The organism is Dactylosporangium sp. CS-033363 (assembly GCF_050942475.1).
Lineage (GTDB): Bacteria > Actinomycetota > Actinomycetes > Mycobacteriales > Micromonosporaceae > Dactylosporangium.
In genome coordinates this window covers 560,715-579,054 of sequence record NZ_CP192032.1, presented here as the reverse complement: position 1 = coordinate 579,054, position 18,340 = coordinate 560,715, and the positions used below count along the sequence as shown (strand labels likewise).

Annotated in this window: 16 protein-coding genes; 14 read left to right on the top strand and 2 right to left on the bottom strand. The window is 68.8% G+C overall.

Features of this window, described 5'->3' with window-relative positions; genetic code table 11:
* Nucleotides 1–233: 233 nt before the first annotated feature.
* Entirely contained in the window at nt 234–1,442 is a 1,209-nt protein-coding gene (locus ACQPZ4_RS02720; protein WP_433066173.1) for a CapA family protein, read from the bottom strand.
* Between the two features lie 592 nt (nt 1,443–2,034).
* On the opposite strand from ACQPZ4_RS02720, the gene ACQPZ4_RS02715 reads away from it, so the two are divergent.
* The 14 genes from ACQPZ4_RS02715 (at nt 2,035) to ACQPZ4_RS02650 (ending at nt 17,492) form a co-directional block, all read left to right on the top strand.
* Entirely contained in the window at nt 2,035–2,712 is a 678-nt protein-coding gene (locus tag ACQPZ4_RS02715; protein ID WP_426509797.1) for a Crp/Fnr family transcriptional regulator, read from the top strand.
* 91 nt (nt 2,713–2,803) lie between these two features.
* Nucleotides 2,804–3,379 carry a TetR/AcrR family transcriptional regulator gene (locus ACQPZ4_RS02710; RefSeq protein ID WP_433055589.1) on the top strand — a complete coding sequence of 192 codons (576 nt, stop codon included), beginning with the start codon at nt 2,804–2,806 and terminating at the stop codon, nt 3,377–3,379.
* A 12-nt stretch (nt 3,380–3,391) separates the two neighbouring features.
* Nucleotides 3,392–4,189, top strand: a complete 798-nt coding sequence (locus tag ACQPZ4_RS02705) for a TIGR03084 family metal-binding protein (protein ID WP_433055586.1) — start codon at nt 3,392–3,394, stop codon at nt 4,187–4,189.
* A complete protein-coding gene (locus ACQPZ4_RS02700; protein ID WP_433055583.1) occupies nt 4,186–5,862 on the top strand; it encodes an acyclic terpene utilization AtuA family protein in 1,677 nt (558 codons plus the stop codon). The genes ACQPZ4_RS02705 and ACQPZ4_RS02700 overlap by 4 nt, the downstream gene beginning before the upstream one ends.
* On the top strand, nt 5,859–6,965 hold the full coding sequence (locus ACQPZ4_RS02695) for an acyl-CoA dehydrogenase family protein (RefSeq protein WP_433055580.1): 1,107 nt from the start codon (nt 5,859–5,861) through the stop codon (nt 6,963–6,965). Before ACQPZ4_RS02700 ends, ACQPZ4_RS02695 begins: the two co-directional genes overlap by 4 nt.
* 4 nt (nt 6,966–6,969) lie before the next feature.
* The gene (locus tag ACQPZ4_RS02690; protein ID WP_433055577.1) at nt 6,970–8,547 is read left to right on the top strand and encodes an acyl-CoA carboxylase subunit beta; all 1,578 of its coding nucleotides are present in this window, start codon (nt 6,970–6,972) and stop codon (nt 8,545–8,547) included.
* Between the two features lie 10 nt (nt 8,548–8,557).
* A complete protein-coding gene (locus ACQPZ4_RS02685) occupies nt 8,558–10,579 on the top strand; it encodes a biotin carboxylase N-terminal domain-containing protein (protein ID WP_433055574.1) in 2,022 nt (673 codons plus the stop codon).
* An 18-nt stretch (nt 10,580–10,597) separates the two neighbouring features.
* Nucleotides 10,598–11,758: an acyl-CoA dehydrogenase family protein gene (locus tag ACQPZ4_RS02680; protein WP_433055571.1), complete on the top strand. Its 1,161-nt coding sequence runs from the start codon at nt 10,598–10,600 to the stop codon at nt 11,756–11,758.
* A gap of 628 nt (nt 11,759–12,386) precedes the next feature.
* On the top strand, nt 12,387–12,923 hold the full coding sequence (locus ACQPZ4_RS02675) for a hypothetical protein (protein WP_433055568.1): 537 nt from the start codon (nt 12,387–12,389) through the stop codon (nt 12,921–12,923).
* 59 nt (nt 12,924–12,982) lie between these two features.
* Nucleotides 12,983–13,324 (top strand): hypothetical protein, encoded by a 342-nt coding sequence (locus ACQPZ4_RS02670; RefSeq protein ID WP_433055565.1) that lies wholly within the window; start codon nt 12,983–12,985, stop codon nt 13,322–13,324.
* A gap of 433 nt (nt 13,325–13,757) precedes the next feature.
* Complete coding sequence (locus ACQPZ4_RS02665) at nt 13,758–14,324, top strand: Uma2 family endonuclease (protein WP_433055562.1); 567 nt, start codon at nt 13,758–13,760, stop codon at nt 14,322–14,324.
* Between the two features lie 695 nt (nt 14,325–15,019).
* On the top strand, nt 15,020–15,634 hold the full coding sequence (locus tag ACQPZ4_RS02660) for a hypothetical protein (RefSeq protein ID WP_433055559.1): 615 nt from the start codon (nt 15,020–15,022) through the stop codon (nt 15,632–15,634).
* On the top strand, nt 15,631–16,785 hold the full coding sequence (locus ACQPZ4_RS02655; RefSeq protein ID WP_433055556.1) for an XRE family transcriptional regulator: 1,155 nt from the start codon (nt 15,631–15,633) through the stop codon (nt 16,783–16,785). Before ACQPZ4_RS02660 ends, ACQPZ4_RS02655 begins: the two co-directional genes overlap by 4 nt.
* Before the next feature lie 179 nt (nt 16,786–16,964).
* Complete coding sequence (locus ACQPZ4_RS02650; protein WP_433055553.1) at nt 16,965–17,492, top strand: hypothetical protein; 528 nt, start codon at nt 16,965–16,967, stop codon at nt 17,490–17,492.
* A gap of 145 nt (nt 17,493–17,637) precedes the next feature.
* On the opposite strand, the gene ACQPZ4_RS02645 is transcribed toward ACQPZ4_RS02650, so the two are convergent.
* The gene (locus ACQPZ4_RS02645; protein WP_433055550.1) at nt 17,638–18,315 is read right to left on the bottom strand and encodes a YdcF family protein; all 678 of its coding nucleotides are present in this window, start codon (nt 18,313–18,315) and stop codon (nt 17,638–17,640) included.
* Between the last annotated feature and the right edge of the window lie 25 nt (nt 18,316–18,340).

Genomic DNA, 18,340 nt, shown 5'->3' with positions numbered 1-18,340 from the left:
GGTCTCGGTCACGCCACGACAATACGTCGCGCCGCTCGCCCGCCCGATCGAGCGACCCGCCCGTCGGCCGCCCGGCCGATGCCCGCGCCAATCAACGCCCTGCTCCGCCGCCCGCGCGGGGCAACCGAAGCTTGGGTCAATCAAGTGTCGATTCGGACAAACGGCGCGTATACGAAATTTCCGATAAGTCGCGGCGCGCCAGCGCCCGACTTATCGGACGAGAACCCCGAACGCTAAGCAGCGGGAGCCGTGATCGTGCCGTCCTGCGCGATGACCGCCCCGCTGTTCGGGAAGTCCTGCTTCGTCAGGTTGGAGACGAACGGAATGGCCTGCTTCTTCGGGTCGGGCTGCGGCAGCCCCGGCGACACCATGTACGTCGCGGTCAGCGAGCCGCCCTTGAACGTACCGTCGCCAAGGAGCGTCACCTTGAGCACGCCGCCGATGCCGACGGTGCCGTTGTAGGACAGCGCCCGGTAGCCCGCGAAGTTGCCCAGGCTGTAGGCGATCAGCCGGCCCTTGTAGAACTCCATCGCGCGCATCACGTGCGGGCCGTGGCCCACGACCAGGTCGGCGCCGGCGTCGATGACGCGGTGGCTGAAGGCGACCGGGTTGCAGCGGTTCTCGCCGAGGAACATCTCGGTCTGGTCCTTGGCGTGCGTCTTGTCGGAGCCCTCGGCGCCCATGTGCACCTGCACGACGACCAGGTCGGCCTTGGTCGTGGCCTCCTTGACGATCTTCTCGGCGGCGTCGAGGTCGGAGCAGAGGTTCGACCACTTGTAGGAGGCGAACCCGATCACGGCGATCTTCACGCCCTTGGCCTCGCCGACGGAGATGTCGCCCGGCCAGCCGGTGTACTTGATGCCGGCCCCGTCCAGCGCCTTCTGGGAGTTCTTGTAGCCCACCTCGCCGTAGTCGTAGGCGTGGTTGTTGGCCATGTTCATCATTTTGAAGCCGGCGTCGGTGAGGTTCTGGACGTACCCGGGCGGGGTCCGGAACGCGAAGCACGTCTTGCCCGCGCTGTCGGCCGAGCACTTGCCCACACCGGTGTCGTCGGTCAGGACCTGCTCGAGGTTGCCCATCTGGAAGTCGGCCGCGAGGTACTTCTTCACCGGGTCGAAGAAGCCCTTGCCGTTGTTCGGCGGCAGCCCGCCGGGGGCCATGCCCATGACGATGTCGCCGGTGGCGCTGAGCGTGATGCCCTCCGCCGGGCCGGGCACCGCGCCGCCGGGCGCCGAGGAGCCGCCCGCCGGGGAGGAGGAGCCGTCGCCGACCGGAGCCTGCGCGGCCGGGCCCTGGCTCGCGGCCGGCTTGTCGTCGCCGCCGCCGAGGAAGGTGGCCGCGCCCGCGGTACCGGCGCCGATGACCACCGCGGCCACGGCGCCCAGGATGATCGCGGTGCGCCGGCCGCCGCCGCTGCGGGGGGCCGGGGCCTCGCCGGGCAGCGGCAGCTTCCGCCGGCCCGCGCGCTCCTCGGGTTCGTACGCCCTGGCGTTGTACAGGTCCTCCGGGCGCTGCGGGCCGGGGATCGGCTCGCGGCCGCCGCCGTAGAGGGGCTGGACCGGCGGGGCGCCGTAGACGGAGCCGGTACGGTCGCCGACCGGCCCGGTGCGGTCGCCGCCCCAAATGTTGCCGGAGCCGGGCTCGGGCTGATTCGGGTGTTCGGCGCGCTGGGTGCGACCCGCCGCAAATCCGTCGAAACGCCCCGTACCGGACCCGTAACCCGGGTCACGGCCCGACGGTTGATCACGTTGCGGGGGCGTCGTGCCACGCTCCGGCTCATCGTCGGGCCAGCGAGAGGGCCCGGCGCCGTACACCGTCATGCGATCCACTCCACCACTCGGCAACGCCCGCGCCCACGGCGAGTACGGGCAGTCGTGTCCGACGCGAAGATATCGCACCCCCGCGAACGGGGCGCCGCCCTTCAGGACTACTGCCCCGCCGCAGGTCGCGGAGTACTATCCCGGCCGCCCACCGTCGGAGAACCGACCCCGTATGCATAAACTGGCGTTCGGCCGACTGATAGAGGTGGACGCGATGGACGAGGTACTGGCGCGGAGCGGGATTTTCCAGGGGGTCGAGGCCGACGCCGCGGAATCGCTCGCCAAGGAGATGGAGACGATCGACGTCCGCAAGGGCGAGGTCGTGTTCAGCGAGGGCGAGCCCGGCGACAGTCTCTACATCGTGCTGTCCGGCAAGATCAAGGTCGGGCGCCGCGCGGCCGACGGCCGGCAGAACCTGATCGCCGTGATGGGCCCGAGCGACATGGTCGGCGAGCTCTCGCTGTTCGACCCCGGTCCGCGGACCGCGACCGCCACCGCCGTGCTCGACACCCGGCTCGCCCGGCTGCGCAAGCAGGCGCTGCGGCCCTGGCTGACCAACCGCCCGGAGATCGCCGAGCAGCTGCTGCGCGTGCTGGCCCGCCGCCTGCGCCGCACCAACGACTCGCTGGCCGACCTCATCTTCACCGACGTGCCCGGCCGCGTGGCCAAGACGCTGCTGCAGATGGCCGGCCGCTTCGGCACCCGCGACGGCGGCGTGCTGCGGGTCAACCACGACCTCACGCAGGAGGAGATGGCCCAGCTCGTCGGCGCCTCGCGCGAGACGGTGAACAAGGCCCTGGCCGACTTCGCCTCCCGCGGCTGGCTGCGGCTGGACGGCAAGAGCGTGATCATCATGGACCCGGAGCGCCTCGCCCGCCGCGCGCGCGTCTAACACCCCAAAAGGCCGCCCTGAGAGGCGGCTTTTTGCAAATCGCAAAACAATCAGTCTTGACTGTTTGTTTTGCGACGAGCAGGCTGGACCCATGCAGGAGCGCAGCCGAATCACGCAGCGCCGCCTGCTCGAGGCCACCGTCGAGTGCCTGTACGAGTACGGCTGGTCCGGCGCCACCACCACGGTCATCGCCGAGCGCGCCGGCGTCTCCCGCGGCGCCCAGCTGCACCACTACCCCACGCGCACCGCCCTGGTCCTCGCCGCCGTCCAGCACCTGGCCGAGCGGCGCGCCGAGGAGATCCGCAAGGAGGCCGCCGAGCTCACCGGCGACCGCGCCGAGCGGCTGGACCGGGTCGTCGAACTACTCGCCGCCGCGTTCACCGGCCCGCTGTTCGTGGCCGCACTGGAAGTGTGGGTGGCCGCCCGTACCGATGCGGAACTCCGCGACGCCCTGGTGCCCCTCGAGGCCCGGGTCGGCCGCGAGATGCACCGGCTCACCGTCGACGTGCTGGGCGCGGACGAGTCGCGGCCGGGCGTGCGGGAAGCGGTACAGGCGACGCTCGACCTCCTCCGCGGCCTCGGCGTCGCGAACCTGCTCACCGACGACACCCCGCGCCGCACCCAGCTCCTCGCGGCGTGGAAACGCCAACTCGACGACATCCTGTAGACGGAGGCGCGAATGCAGCTCGACGAGGTGCTGCAAGACCTGGCGGCGGAGTCCGAGTCGCTGGACCGGCTAGTCAGTGGCCTGGACACCCAGCAGTGGAGCCGGCCGACGGCGGCCGCGGGCTGGACCGTCGCGCACCAGATCGCCCACCTGCACTGGACCGACGAGGCGGCCGCCCTCGCCAACACCGACCCGGCCGCCTTCTTCGCGCGGCTCAGCGAGATCGACGACCCGCACACCTTCGTCGACCGGGCCGCGGCCGCCGGCGTCGCCCCGCCCGACGAGCTGCTCCCCCGCTGGCGGGCCGGGCGCAAGGCGCTGGCCGAGGCCCTCCGCCACGTTCCGCCGGGCGAGAAGCGGCCCTGGTTCGGCACCGCGATGTCGCCGGCGTCGAGCGCGACCGGCCGGATGATGGAGACCTGGGCGCACGGCCGGGACATCGCCGAGACGTTCCCGGAGCTCGCGCAGGACCACCTGCGGCCGACCGGGCGTTTGCGACATGTCGCTTTTATCGGGTACCGCACCATCGGCCACGGCTTCGAGAGCCACGGCCGGCCCGCTCCCGCCGAACCGTTCCGCGTCGAGCTGACCCTGCCCGGCGGGGGCCTGCTCGCGTTCGGCCCGGAAGGCGCGCCCGACCGCGTGACCGGCCCGATCCTGGACTTCTGCCTCCTCGTCACCCAGCGCCGCCACCCGGCCGACCTGGCCCTGCAGGCGACCGGCGACCACGCGGCCGACTGGCTGACCGTCGCCCAGGCCTTCGCCGGCCCGCCCGGCCACAAGCGCGAGCCGAAGGCGAAAGCCCGATGACAGCGCCACTCCGGGTCGGCAACGCCTCCGGCTTCTACGGCGACAGAAACACGGCCTGGCAGGAGATGCTCGACGGCGGCGAGCTCGACGTGCTCACCGGCGACTACCTGGCCGAACTCACGATGCTCATCCTCGGCCGCGACCGGATGAAGGACCCGTCCACCGGCTACGCGAAGACCTTCCTGCGCCAATTGGAAGCCGTCATCGGTACCGCAAAAGCCTCCAACATCCGCCTCGTGACCAACGCCGGCGGACTCAACCCCGCCGGCCTCGCCGACGCCATCAAGGCCCTCGCCGCGCGGCTGGGACTGGAGATCGCCGTCGCCCACGTGGAAGGCGACGACGTGACCGCGCAGGTGCCGGGCCTGACGGCGAACGCGTACCTCGGCGCCTTCGGCATCGCGGCATGCCTGAACGCCGGCGCGGACATCGTGGTCACCGGCCGGGTCACCGACGCCTCGCTGGTCGTCGGCCCCGGCATCGCCCGCTTCGGCTGGACCCGGGACGACCTCGACGCGCTCGCCGGGGCCACGGTCGCCGGCCACGTGCTGGAGTGCGGTGCCCAGGCCACCGGCGGCAACTTCGCGTTCTTCACCGAGCTGCCCGACGGCGCCCGCCGCCCCGGCTTCCCCCTCGCCGAGCTGCACGCCGACGGCTCGGCGGTGATCACCAAGCACCCGGGTACCGGCGGGGCGGTGACGGTGGAGACGGTGACGGCGCAGCTGCTGTACGAGATCGGCGCTCCGGCTTATCCAGGCCCCGACGTGGTCACCGACTTCGGCTCGATCACACTGGCCGCCGACGGCCCGGACCGCGTGCGCATCTCGGGCGCGCGCGGTGCCCCGCCCCCGCCGGAGCTCAAGGTCGGCGTCAACACCCTCGGCGGCTTCCGCAACGCGATGACCTTCGTGCTGTGTGGTCTGAAAATCGAGGAAAAGGCCGCTCTGGTACGGCAACAGCTTCTCGATTCCCTCGGCCCCGACGGCCTGGAGTTCACCCTCGCCCGCACCGACCGCGCGGATGCGCCGAGCGAGGCGGCGGCGAGCGCGCTGCTCACCGTGTCGATCAAGGACGCCGACGCCAAGCGGGCGGGCCGGCCGTTCTCGCAGGCTGCGGTGGAGCTGGCGCTGGCCTCGTACCCGGGGCTGGCCCTCACCGCCCCGCCCGGCGACGCCACCCCGTTTGGCGTGTTCACCGGCCACTTCATCGCGCAGACCGCGGTCGAGCACGTCGCCGTCCTGCCCGACGGCACCCGCGAGGTGATCTTGCCGCCGTCGCGCACCGCGCCCGGCAATATGGTGATAAGTCCGAAATATCCGGACGCGCCAGCGTCTGGATATTTCGTCCCAGCACCATTGGGCGAGGTGTTCGGCGCCCGCTCGGGAGACAAGGGCGGCGACGCGAACATCGGCGTTTGGGGGCGGAGCGAGCAGGCATATGCGTGGCTGCGGGATTATCTGACGCCCAAGCGGCTTCAGGAATTGCTGCCCGAAACGCGCGAGCTGAGCGTCGAACGGTACGAGCTGCCCAACCTGTGCGCAGTGAACTTTGTCGTGCGCGGGATTCTCGGGGAGGGGGTCGCGGCCAGCACTCGGTTCGATCCTCAAGGCAAAGCGCTTGGCGAGTGGTTGCGTTCTCGGGTCGTCGACTTGCCTCGGGAGTTGCTGCCGTGAGCGATCCGTTCGAGACCGAGGAGCGGCGGCGGCTGCGTGAGCTTGTGCGCGCCTTTGTCGAGCGTGAGGTCGTGCCGCACCTCGACGAGTGGGAGCGGGCGGGCGAGATTCCGCGGAGATTGCACCGTACCGCTGCGGGGGTTGGCATTTTGGGCATCGGGTTTGCCGAGGACGTCGGCGGATCCGAAGGGGATCTCGTCGACACCGTCGTGGTGATCGAGGAGATCATTCAGGCCGGCGGGTCGTCCGGGCTGGTCGCCGCGCTGTTCACGCACGGGATCGCGCTGCCGCACATCGTGGCCACCGGGCGCGGCGACCTGATCGAGCGGTTCGTGCTGCCGACGCTGGCCGGGGAGCGGATCGGCTGCCTCGCCGTCACTGAGCCCGGCGGCGGGTCCGACGTGGCCGGCATCCGCACGACCGCCGTCGACCAGGGCGATCACTACCTGGTGAACGGGTCGAAGACGTTCATCACCAGCGGGGCGCGGGCCGACTTCGCGACCACGGCCGTGCGGACCGAGGACGGGTTCCGGCTGCTGGTGATCGAGGACTTCCAGGTCACCCGGCGGCTGGAGAAGATGGGCTGGCACTGCTCGGACACGGCCGAGCTGGCGTTCGTGGACGTGCGGGTGCCCAAGGACCACGTCGTGGGCGGGTTTCCCGAGCTCATGACCCACTTCGCGACCGAGCGGATCACGCTGGCGGTGCAGGCGTACGCCACCGCCCAGCGCTGCCTGGACCTCACCCTGGCCTGGGCGAGGGACCGGCACACGTTCGGCCGCCCGCTGTCCAGCCGGCAACTCGTCCGGCACCGGCTCGCCGAGATGGCGCGGCAGGTGGAGGTGGCCCGGACCTACGTCCGCCACGTCGCCGTCCGTGTCGCAAGCGGCGAGCGGCTCGTTACGGAGGTGGCGATGGCGAAGAACACCGCGGTCGCGACCTGCGACCACGTCGTCGACCAGGCCGTGCAGTTGCACGGCGGCCTGGGGTACGTCCGCGACGCCGAGGTCGAGCGCCACTACCGCGACGCTCGGATCCTGGGCATCGGCGGCGGGACCACGGAGATCATGAACGAGATCATCGCGAAGCAGTTGGGGGTCTGAGGCCATGCCGGTCCTGACGAGCAACCTCGACCCGCGGGGCGCGGCCTACTCGGAGAACCGGGCGGCCATGCTCGAGCGGCTGACGGAGCTGGAGTCGGCGCTGCGGCAGGCCCGCGGCGGCGGGGGCGACAAGTACATCGCCCGCCACCACGCGCGCGGCAAGCTCCTGCCGCGCGAGCGCATCGAGCTGCTGATCGACCGCGACTCGCCGTTCCTGGAGATCTGCCCGGTCGCGGCCTGGGGCACCGACTACCCGGTCGGCGCGAGCGTGGTGGCCGGCATCGGGGTCGTCGAGGGCGTCCCGTGCGTGATCGTGGCCAACGATCCGACGGTACGCGGCGGCGCGGTGAACCCGTTCTCGCTCAAGAAGACCCAGCGCGCGTCCCAGATCGCCCGCGAGAACCGGCTGCCCCTGATCAACCTGGTCGAGTCCGGCGGGGCCGACCTGCCGCAGCAGGCCGAGATCTTCATCCCGGGCGGCGCCGCGTTCCGCGACCTGACCCGGCTCTCGGCGGACCGGATCCCGACCGTGGCCGTGGTCTTCGGCAACGCGACGGCGGGCGGCGCGTACGTCCCCGGCATGTCCGACTACACGATCTTCGTGCGCGACCGGGCCAAGGTGTTCCTGGCCGGGCCGCCGCTGGTCAAGATGGCCACCGGCGAGACGGTCGACGACGAGACGCTGGGCGGCGCGATCATGCACGGCACCCGCTCGGGGCTGGCCGACTACATCGCCGAGGACGAGCGCGACGCGCTGCGGCTGGCCCGCTCGTGCGTGCGCAACTTCAGCCACACCGTGGGCCGCACCTACGGGGCCGAGCCCAAGTTCGACGCCGACGACCTGCTCGGCATCCCCTCGGCCGACCTGCGGGTGCCCTTCGACCCGCGGGAGATCCTGGCCCGGGTGCTCGACGGCAGCGAGTTCGACGAGTTCAAGCCCGCGTACGGGGCGGCGCTGTGCACCGGCTGGGGCGCGATCCACGGCCACCGGGTCGGCGTGCTGGCCAACGTGCGCGGCGTGCTGTTCTCGGCCGAGGCGCAGAAGGCGGCCCAGTTCATCCAGCTGGCCAACGCGAGCGGCACCCCGCTGATCTTCCTGCAGAACACCACCGGCTACATGGTCGGCAGCGAGTACGAGCAGGGCGGCATCATCAAGCACGGCGCGCTCATGATCAACGCGGTGGCGAACTCGCGGGTGCCGCACCTGACGATCAACATCGGCGCGTCGTACGGGGCCGGCAACTACGGCATGTGCGGCCGCGCGTTCGAGCCGCGGTTCCTGTTCACCTGGCCCAACGCCAAGTCCGCGGTGATGGGCCCGCAGCAGCTGGCCGGGGTGCTGTCGATCGTGGCCCGCCAGGCGGCCGAGGCCAAGGGGCACGCCTACGACGAGGAGCAGGACCGCACCATGCGGTTCATGGTCGAGCACAAGGTCGAGCAGGAGTCCGCGGCGCTGTTCCTGTCCGGCCGCCTGTACGACGACGGCGTGATCGACCCACGCGACACCCGCACCGTCCTGGGCATGTGCCTGGCGCTCGCCGGCACCGGCGACCGGGCGAACTTCGGCGTATTCCGGCATTAGGGGAGCCATAGTGATCAGAAGGCTGCTGGTAGCCAACCGCGGCGAGATCGCCCGCCGGGTGTTCGCCACCTGCCGGGCGATGGGGATCGAGACGGTCGCCGTCTACTCCGACGCCGACGCCGACTCCCCGCACGTGGCCGAGGCGGACTACGCGGTCCACCTGCCGGGCAACGCGCCGACGGCCACGTACCTGCGCGGCGATCTGCTCATCGCGGCCGCGCGCAAGTGCGGGGCGGACGCCGTGCACCCCGGCTACGGCTTCCTGTCCGAGAACGCGGAGTTCGCCCGCGCGGTCATCGACGCCGGCCTGACCTGGGTCGGCCCGTCGCCCAAGGCGATCGCCATCATGGGCTCGAAGCTGGAGGCCAAGGCGATGCTGGCCGAGGCCGGCGTCCCGATGCTGCCCACGGCCGTCGAGCCCGAGGACGTCGACACGTTCCCGGTGCTGGTCAAGGCGTCCGCGGGTGGCGGCGGCCGGGGCATGCGGATCGTGCGCGACCGCGACTCGCTGGCCGAGGCGGTGGCCGCGGCCAGGCACGAGGCGGCGTCCGCGTTCGGCGACGGGACCGTCTTCTGCGAGCGGTACGTCGAGCGGGCCCGGCACATCGAGGTCCAGATCATGGCCGACTCGCACAGCAACGTGGTCCCCCTGGGCGAGCGCGAGTGCTCGATCCAGCGGCGGCACCAGAAGATCCTCGAGGAGACCCCGTCCCCGGCGGTCGACCCGCAGCTGCGCGAGAGGCTCTGCCAGGCGGCGATCGCGGCCGCGCGCGCCGTGTCGTACGTCGGCGCCGGCACGGTCGAGTTCCTCCTCGCGCCCACCGGCGAGTTCTTCTTCCTGGAGATGAACACCCGGCTGCAGGTCGAGCACCCGGTGACCGAGTGCGTGGTCGGCGTCGACATGGTCCGGCTCCAGCTGGTCGTGGCCGAGGGCGGCCCGCTGCCGTTCAACGGCCCGCCGGTGCTGCGCGGGCACGCGATCGAGGTGCGGCTGTACGCCGAGGACCCCGCATACGCCTGGATGCCCTCGACCGGCACCCTGCACCGCTTCGACATCCCCGGCGTCACGAACTCGTTCGCCCCGCTGCCCGGGCCCGGCCTGCGCCTCGACTCCGGGGTCGCGGACGGCTCCGTCATCGGCGTGCACTACGACCCGATGCTGGCCAAGCTCATCGTCTGGGCGCCGACCCGCGCCGAGGCGGCCCGGATGCTCGGCGGGGCGCTGGCCCGGGCGCGCATTCACGGCGTGACGACCAACCGCGACCTGCTGGTGCGGACGCTGCGGCATTCGGCGTTTCTTTCGGGCGGTACCGACACAGGCTTTTTGGATCGTCACCCCGAGGTCTTCGCGCCACTGCTGTCCTCTGTGGACGCGGTGCGGTTGTCGTGCCTGGCCGCGGCGCTCGCGGGGGCCGCACGGCGGGCCAAGACCGCGCTGCTGCCCGGGCTCCCGTCCGGCTGGCGCAACGTGCCCAGCGCCCTGCAGACCGTCGTCTACGAGGGCCCGACCGGCACGATCGAGGTCGGCTACCGGCTGGACCGCGCCAACGACCTGGCCGCGTGGGCGGTGCGCCGCATCGACCCCGAGGACGTCGGCCTGCCCGGCGCCGCGCTCGACCCGGCCGGCGCCCCCGACCACCCGCCGGCCGCCATCCTCAGCGCCACCGGCGACCGGGTCGTGCTCGACGTCGGCGGCGTGCGGCTGCAGTTCGCGGTGCACGAGGTCGAGGGAGTGTCCTTCGTGGACAGTCCCGAGGGCTCGGTGGCGCTGACGGAGCTGCCGCGGTACCCGCTGCCGGTGCCCGACCAGCCGGAAGGCTCCCTGGTCGCGCCGCTGCCGGGCGCCGTCGGCCGGGTGCTCGTGGTCCCCGGCCAGCGGGTCGCGGCCGGCGACCTGCTGCTCACGGTGGAGGCGATGAAGCTCGAGCACCCCGTGCACGCCCCCACCGACGGCGTCATCAGCGACCTGCGGGTCGCGGCCGGCTCGCAGGTCGAGTCCGGCGCACTGCTGGCGGTGCTCTCCCCCTCATAGCCCCTCGTAGGAGTTTGCGTGGACTTCGACTACACCCCTCAACAGCAGGACCTGCGCGACGCGGTGGCCAAGCTCGGCAAGCGCTTCGGCCACGAGTACTTCGTGCGCAAGGCCAAGGCCGGCGAGCACTCCGACGAGCTCTGGCAGGAGGCGGCCAAGCTCGGCTACCTGGGCGTCAGCGTCCCCGAACAGTACGACGGCGGTGGCGGCGGCATCACCGAGCTCGCGATCGTCTGCGAGGAACTGGCCGCGGCCGGCACCCCCCTCCTGCTGCTCGTCGTCTCCCCCGCCATCGCCGCGACCATCGTGGCCAAGCACGGCACCGAGTCCCAGCGCCAGGCTCTCCTTCCGGGCTTCGCGGCCGGCTCCCTGAAGGTCTGCTTCGCCATCACCGAACCGGACGCCGGCTCCAACTTCCACAAACTGACCACGGTCGCCAAGCCGTTCGAGGGCGGCTACTCCCTGACCGGCCGCAAGGTCTACATCTCCGGCGTCGACGAGTCCGACAAGGTCATGGTCGTGGCCCGCCTGGAGGACGAGCGCACCGGCAAGCTGAAGCCGGCCCTGTTCGTCGTGCCGACCAACGCGCCGGGCCTGACCGCAACGAAGATCGACATGGAGATCGTCAGCCCCGAGAACCAGTTCCAGTTGTACTTGGACGACGTACGCGTCCCTGCCGGCGCCTTGATCGGCGAGGACCCTGAAGCGGGCCTCCCCGCATTGTTCTCGGGCCTCAACCCCGAGCGCATCACAGTTGCCGCGATGGCGTGTGGAACGGCACGGTACGCCCTGGAGCGAGCCTCGGCCTACACCGCGACCCGAGCGGTGTGGGGCCGCCCGATCGGCAGCCACCAGGGCGTCGCGCACCCGCTGGCCCACGCGTACATCCAGGTCGAGATGGCCCGCCTGATGGTGGCGAAGGCGGCCGCTCTCTACGACGCCGGCCGCGACCTGGAGGCGGGCGTGGCCGCGAACATAGCCAAGTACGCCGCCGCGGAGGCCGCCGCCCTGGCGGTCGACACGGCAATCCAGTCCCTGGGCGGCAACGGCATGACCACGGAGTACGGCGTGGCCACCCTGCTGGGCGCAGTCCGGGCGGGCCGCATCGCTCCCGTCTCCCGCGAAATGATCCTGAACTTCGTCTCCCAGCACCTGCTTGGCCAGGAGAAGTCGTACTAGTTCTCCAGGGAGTGACGGCTTGATTTATAGCCGTCACTCCCTTTGTGGTTTTTTGCCGTCGTGAGCTGCGGAAACACCGGAGAGTTACACCACTCGACGCTTTGGGGCCCGCCGGTCACCCGGTGTTATGGACGGCCTGACCTGCGCACACTTCTGGATGTCTCTCCCCGGCTTCTGGAAGGCCCGTCGTGCGCGTCCCCCGTCAGCCCCGCCACTTCGTCATCGCCGCGACCGCCTTCATGGCCGCCCTGGCCTGGACCACCGCTCCCGCCGGCGCCGGTACTGGCTGGACGGCCGCCACGGACGTCCTGGTTCTGGGCAAGGCCGCCCAGTTCGCCCCGCCCACTTCTGGTGTTGTTGCTGCGCCTGAATCGGTTGTTGCTGTTGCTGCGCCTGAATCGACTTCTTCACCTGTTCGGGCCAAGCCCACGACGGCTGCCCCTGCCCCCGTCCGCTCGACCACTCCCCCGGCTCCTTCGCCGACGCAGTACCCCAACAAAATCAAGAACGGCACCATCCTCATGGGCCCACCACCGGCTCCCACCAAGGCGGCCCCGACAACGGAACCTCCGGTGGTCGAGGCAACCGAGGCCCCGCCGGCTCCCGCTCCCACGGAGTCCCCGGCGGCATGACCCTCGCCGAACTCCGCACCGTCCTCGTGGCAGCGACGTTGGCCACGACCATGGGCGTGTCGGGCTACGCCTTCGACACCCTCATGAAAACCACGGACGCCAAGGCGGGCGACGGCCGAGCCGGCGACCTGAAGCCCTTGGTGGTCGACCCGTCCACCGTGAGATCCATCTTCGACAGCGAGGACGGCCTCTTCCCCGGCCACAGCGCCGACATCACCATGCGCGTGGCGAACCCCAACCACGTGGCCATGACCATCACCTCGATCACGCCGGCGGCCACCTCGGCAAAGTCGGTCACGGCGGGCACGACTCCGGACGATGCGGCAACGCGGGCGTACTGCACCGACCGCCTGACCCTGGCCCCAAACCCGGCGTACGCGATCGACGACCACCCGCAGACGTACCGAATCCCCCCGACGACGGAGGTCACGATCGTCCTCCGCTCGGCGGTGACCCTGAGCCCGGAGACGGACAACCGCTGCCAACGCATGAAGTTCGAAACCCGCTGGACGGTCGCCGGCCAGAACGCCTGACCGTCCCACATCGCCGTATGCTCGCCCCTCGAGAGCTTCTCAACCGAGGCGAGGCTGCCATGTCACGATCCGCGGAGCGCTGGAGCACGGTCCCCTGGTCGGCGGAGCACAAGACCGGAGGACCGCTCGACGAGGTGTTCGCCGCCCTGTACGCCGAGTTCCCCGACCTGTCCATCGAACGATTCGCGGTGGACCACGTGGGCGACGACGACAACGGCTGGTTCCTCACCCTCACCGGCGCCGACGCGGACTTGCAGATCGAGTCCTACGAGGGCGGCCTGCCACCCTTCTCCCTGGAGTCGGACACCGATTCGCTGTTCAGGGTGACCGACGTGCCCTTGGTGGTGACCACGCTGAGCCGCTGGTTGCGCGCCCTCGCACCGTCACCCACCCAGCCCTAGCAACCGCGGGTGGCCCGACATTCGCGGCCGCCGCCACGCCTTTCGGAGGCGGTGTGGGCAGCGGTCATCTGGTTCGTACTCGGCACCCTCGGCGTGATGCTCATCGTCCTGCTCTGCGGCCACGCCTGACCGATGCCGAGACCGAGGAACGACTCAGGGCCGGTCCCTCATGTGAGGAAACCGGCCCTGATTACGAAGTCGGGGTAGCCGGATTTGAACCGACGGCCTCTTCGTCCCGAATTAGGCCAGTATGCGATGCCGACCAGGGCGATCTTGCGATTGCCCTGGTCAGGGCGTTGGCGCGTGTCGGTCTACGTAGGGCTGCAAGTGGCGTTTTCGCAAGATCGTCTCCCAAATTTCTCCCAAGCGGGTGCCCGCCTGTCGCTGCTAGGCGGGCGCTCGTGGGACGCTTGTTCGCGGGGGTGAGTCGCCGATGAGCGTGGACGTGCTGGAGCACGCGGGACCGTGGAGCGAGGACGAGTACTTCGCGCTGGGCGAGACGCCGAACCGGGTCGAGCTGATCGATGGGAGCCTGCTGGTGAGTCCGGCGCCGGGGGTTCGGCACCAGATCCTGTCCCGCCGCATCGCGAACGCCATGGACGCTGGCGCCTCGGATGCCGGGCTAGGGGTCCTGGAGGCGGTCAACGTCCGCCTGCGAACCGGCCGCATCGTCATCCCGGATCTCGTCGTCTCAGATGTCGAGGATGGCTCGACGGTCGACGCGGCTGACGTCGTCCTGGTCGGCGAGATCGTCTCCCCGAGCAACGCCGGAACGGACCGGCTGGTGAAAATCCAGCTGTACGCCGCCGCGCGTATCGACTGGTACATGTTGATCGAGCCGGAGGACCCGGCCGCGGTCACGTTGCGACTTCTGCGCCTGGAAGGCGAGCACTACGTCGAGCACGCGGTAGCCGGCGCTGGGGAGATCCTGAGTTCGGATGCCCCGTTCGCGATCCGCCTCGATACGGACGCTTTGGCCGCGCGCCGCACCACTTCCTGAGCGCCCCTCCAGCCCCTCCGTATACCCGTCGTCCACCTCGTGAGGAACGGGCCGGCGGCGGGGGCTGCCCTCGTGAGTACGGACCGCGACGTCCGCGACCACACTTGGCGGCCCCCGTCGCCGGCCCGTTGGCTTTGCCTGGACGACGGGGGTGCGGAGGGGCGCCCACCCGGAACCCTGAGGCCCCCGGCTGGAGGCCCCGCCGGAGGCAAAGAGCGCGGCCATTGGATCAGCTGGCAGGGAGCGAAGCGACCGGTGTCCGCGGGAGCAACGGTCTGCGGCCCGGCGGAACGGGGTCATGAGCTGCGGAACCATCGACGGCGTACAGCCGATCCCGGCCATCCCTGGCGCCGCTGCAAGTACCGGCCTGCGCGTGGGCTTCCGGCCGGCGGGTTTCCGGCGCCAGCGCGGAGCGCGGGCGCCGTTTGCCCGCCGAGCTGGCCGACCGCGCGCAGGCTGCGCCGTAGGCGCCTTGATCCAGTAAAGCTAAATTCGGCAGTCTCACCCGTCGCGGAAGCTCCCGTGCAGCAGCTTGCTGCTACGAAGCGGACCTTTCCGTCGGATCTTGACTCCCGCTGCAGTCGAACGTATGTTCGTCAAATGAACGGGGCCATGGTCGCCGTCGTCAGGTTCGGCCGCCGCCGCCCGGCGTGTCGGCCCTCGCGATGTGAAGTCGGCATGTGAAAATTGCTCCCGTGACTTCACTCGTTAACCAGCACGTGCAAGCGATCGTGTCGGCGTACTCGGACGCCTTGGCGATCCTTCATCGCGACCTCCTCGACTGCACCGAGGAGGCTTCTACGGCTCTCAGCAAGGTCAACAAGGCCGACGCGGGCGATCATCCCGGACACGTGCTTGCGCCGGTCGTTCGGCGCAGGCTCAGCAAGCAGTTGGGGCCTGACCTCGAAGGCACGAACCTGTCTCTGGACGTAGTACAGTTCGACGGCTTGCGCCTCCGCTTCCTCGAGGAGGGCCGACCCGCCGTGATCGCTAGGATTCGGAAGCGGAAGCCTCGCACCATCGCTCTCACGCCAGAGGAGTGGCCGGGTTCGCTGGTGGGACTGCCTGGTGAGCTGGTGATCTTGTGGGACGTGCGTGACGACCAGCTTCAGACGACGGTGCTTGCGCGAGTCGACCGAGACTCGCTCGATGAAGAAGTGTTGGTCATCTTCGAGGAGGAGCCACTGCCGCCGCCGGCGCCAAAGGCGTATCAGCCGCCCGCTGGCTCGTCCAATGACGACGATGACCTGGGTGGGGTCGTTAAGTCCAGGGATGACGAGCAGCGAAGGGACGGTACGGATTCAGCATGAACGTTCGCGTTTACGGCGAACGGCTTCGGGACGCGCGAGTAGTTCAGGCTTTGCTCTCAAAGGACGTTGCCCAACGAGCAGGGTTGGCCCCGTCTCAGCTAACTCGCCTTGAGCATGCAACTTATACGGATGTAAACGAGGAAACAGCGGAGAGGCTGGCTAATGCCCTGGCCTTTCCGCTGGCGTTTTTCTCTTACTCATCAAGCGCGCATGTTAAGCCCGGAACCACTCTTTTTCGCGCGCGAAAGTCTATGTCCCGACGCGAAGAGGAGCAGTTGCACAGTTGGTCGCGACTGTCAGCCGAGATCTTCGCCTCTGTGGTTTCTAAAGTCGAGATACCTTCGCTTACTCTTCCTTCGCCTGCCGATTTCTCCGATCCCGAGTCCGCTGCATCGGCAACTCGCCGCGCTTTCGGGCTCGATTTGTACGCCCCAATCCCGCATGTCATGCGTGCCGTTGAGCGCGCTGGCGTTCCCGTGGTATCGCTAGACTTCGAATCAGACGTCGCTCGACATGATGCTTTCAGCTGCTGGGTCGGGACGGATGATTCGATACTCGATGAGTGGCCCCTAATGCTGCTGCGGACCATCGACTCCTGGGAGCGCACTCGATTCTCCATTGGGCACGAGCTTGGCCACATCGTGATGCATCGACGAGGAGTTGTGGAAGATTCTCTCGCCGAGCAGCAAGCGCATGATTTCGCGCGCTTCTTTCTGCTTCCTGGCGAAGTGCTCAAATCTAAGTGGCCGGATTTCCCGACACTTAACGGAATCATGCATCTCAAGGCTGAGTATGGACTGTCGCTGAGCGGAATCATCGAGCACGCGTGGCGAATTGGCCTGATTGATGATGCTCGCCGTATTAGTTTTTATAAGCAGCTATCTAACCGGCGTGACGCCCTAACTGGGCTTAGATGGCGTGAACAAGAGCCCGGCTCGCGGGATCGCGAGGCGGAGCGTCCACGCCTGGTCTCTCGGATGATTGAAGCGGTCTTCGGTGAAGGACTCAGAGTTGCGGAATTGTCCGCTCCCACGGGTTACTGGCCATTGCTCTATCTCCGCCGAATCCTTGCTAGTCAGGTTTGGTCGGGTGTATCAGCGTCCAATCCACACAGTTCGAGCGTCATATCATTAAGTCGGCGTAGAGCCTAACTCGAACTCAGGATGGCGTGCCGAACCGGCGACCGTGAGGGCCTACAGGACGGAGCCGCATCGGGCTCACCCGACTCATGGTCAGCTACGGTATCTCATCCCCATAGAGGTGGCCTGTACTCACGTCAGCTGCCGGTGCTGGACTGTGGAGATCAAGTACATGGAGGATCAGCTACCGAGTGAACGCCACCACAGTCGTTGCCATTGCCGGTCTGATAACCACTACTTTGTCCGCAATCGTTGTGCCAGCCATCCAGGGTCGCATTGCTGCCAGGGTTTCCGTTGCTGGCCGTGAACACGAGCGACAACTCGCCGACAACGCCTCCATTCGCGAGCAGCTGATGGCTGTGTACGTTGAGGCAAGCGCCTATGTCACCGCAGTCGAGCTGCGAATCAATGACTTGACCACGCCAATCGAATTCAGGCGGTCCGGCAAGTTGTCGCCACTCCCGGAGACGGACAACATCACTGCCCGTCTTCGATTGTTAGGAAACTGGCAATTGTTCCATCACTGGCAGAAGCTGCTGTCCGCCGCCGAATCACTTTGGTTCGATCTGGGCGAGGAAGGTCCACAGGACGACCACGGTAGTTACTACACTTCCCCCGACGATCCGGGCGTAGGTAGAGTTCTGGCAGAATTGAAGACAGTCACAAGTGATCTGCGCAGCGCTGTTGGTGTGGAGCCTCCCAGCGAGCCTGGTCACTGACCGATCATTGCGGGATATATCGAATATCCGCCATTTGCCAAACCCGTCACTCCGATGGATCGCAATGCCGCTGACCGTAATCGGCGAAAGTTTCACGGTCGCGTCGATCGGTATACTTGGCCGCCCGGTCACGCGCACCCGGAAGCTATAGGAGTCGACTTACGTAGCCGCTTTCAACCAAACGCTCATACGCCTCTTCAACCTGGGTCGGAACGTCCTGCGGAATGGCGAAGCCGTTTTCCGCGTAGACCCAGATGCGCTGGGTGTCACCAACGAGCATGCCGATGACCTTATTGACGTCGCCGATACTGCGCACATAATCATCGAGGTCGAGCGGGTTCGACGCGCAGAGGATGTCCACGTCGAGCCAGAGCTTCTTGGCGGTGGCGTAGGCGCGACGTTGCTGGTACGGGCGAGACATCACAATCGCAGAGCGCACGGCGACGCCGCGCCCGTCGAGGAGCTTGCGGGTCAGCTCGAAGTTTTGCTGTGTGTTCGTCGCCTCGGGCTCGACCAGCACCGCATCGGCCGGCACACCATGCTCGATGGCGTATTCGGCGTAGTGGACGGCCTCGCCCTGCGGGAAGCGCTCGATCGTCGTAGGCGCGTTGGCGCCGGTGAAGACGAGTAGGGGGTAGAGGCCGCGGTGGTAGAGGTCGGTGGCGACGATCGCCACCCCCAGGTCGTGGCTGCCGAGGCCGATCCCGACGTCGCATGGGCGGAGTTCGTGGTGCATGTTGTGGTACTCCCACAACGTCTCAACGTCGGCGCGGTGCTCGGCCGGGATCGTGGTCGCTGCGGTGCTCTCGTCAGCATGCGTCACGTCCACACGATAGGCGGCGGGGGCG

Coding starts and splice junctions, on each gene's coding strand:
- ACQPZ4_RS02715 (WP_426509797.1), top strand. CDS start 2,035: ATGGACGAGGTACTGGCGCGGAGCGGGATTTTCCAGGGGGTCGAGGCC.
- ACQPZ4_RS02710 (WP_433055589.1), top strand. CDS start 2,804: ATGCAGGAGCGCAGCCGAATCACGCAGCGCCGCCTGCTCGAGGCCACC.
- ACQPZ4_RS02705 (WP_433055586.1), top strand. CDS start 3,392: ATGCAGCTCGACGAGGTGCTGCAAGACCTGGCGGCGGAGTCCGAGTCG.
- ACQPZ4_RS02700 (WP_433055583.1), top strand. CDS start 4,186: ATGACAGCGCCACTCCGGGTCGGCAACGCCTCCGGCTTCTACGGCGAC.
- ACQPZ4_RS02690 (WP_433055577.1), top strand. CDS start 6,970: ATGCCGGTCCTGACGAGCAACCTCGACCCGCGGGGCGCGGCCTACTCG.
- ACQPZ4_RS02675 (WP_433055568.1), top strand. CDS start 12,387: ATGACCCTCGCCGAACTCCGCACCGTCCTCGTGGCAGCGACGTTGGCC.
- ACQPZ4_RS02670 (WP_433055565.1), top strand. CDS start 12,983: ATGTCACGATCCGCGGAGCGCTGGAGCACGGTCCCCTGGTCGGCGGAG.
- ACQPZ4_RS02665 (WP_433055562.1), top strand. CDS start 13,758: ATGAGCGTGGACGTGCTGGAGCACGCGGGACCGTGGAGCGAGGACGAG.
- ACQPZ4_RS02655 (WP_433055556.1), top strand. CDS start 15,631: ATGAACGTTCGCGTTTACGGCGAACGGCTTCGGGACGCGCGAGTAGTT.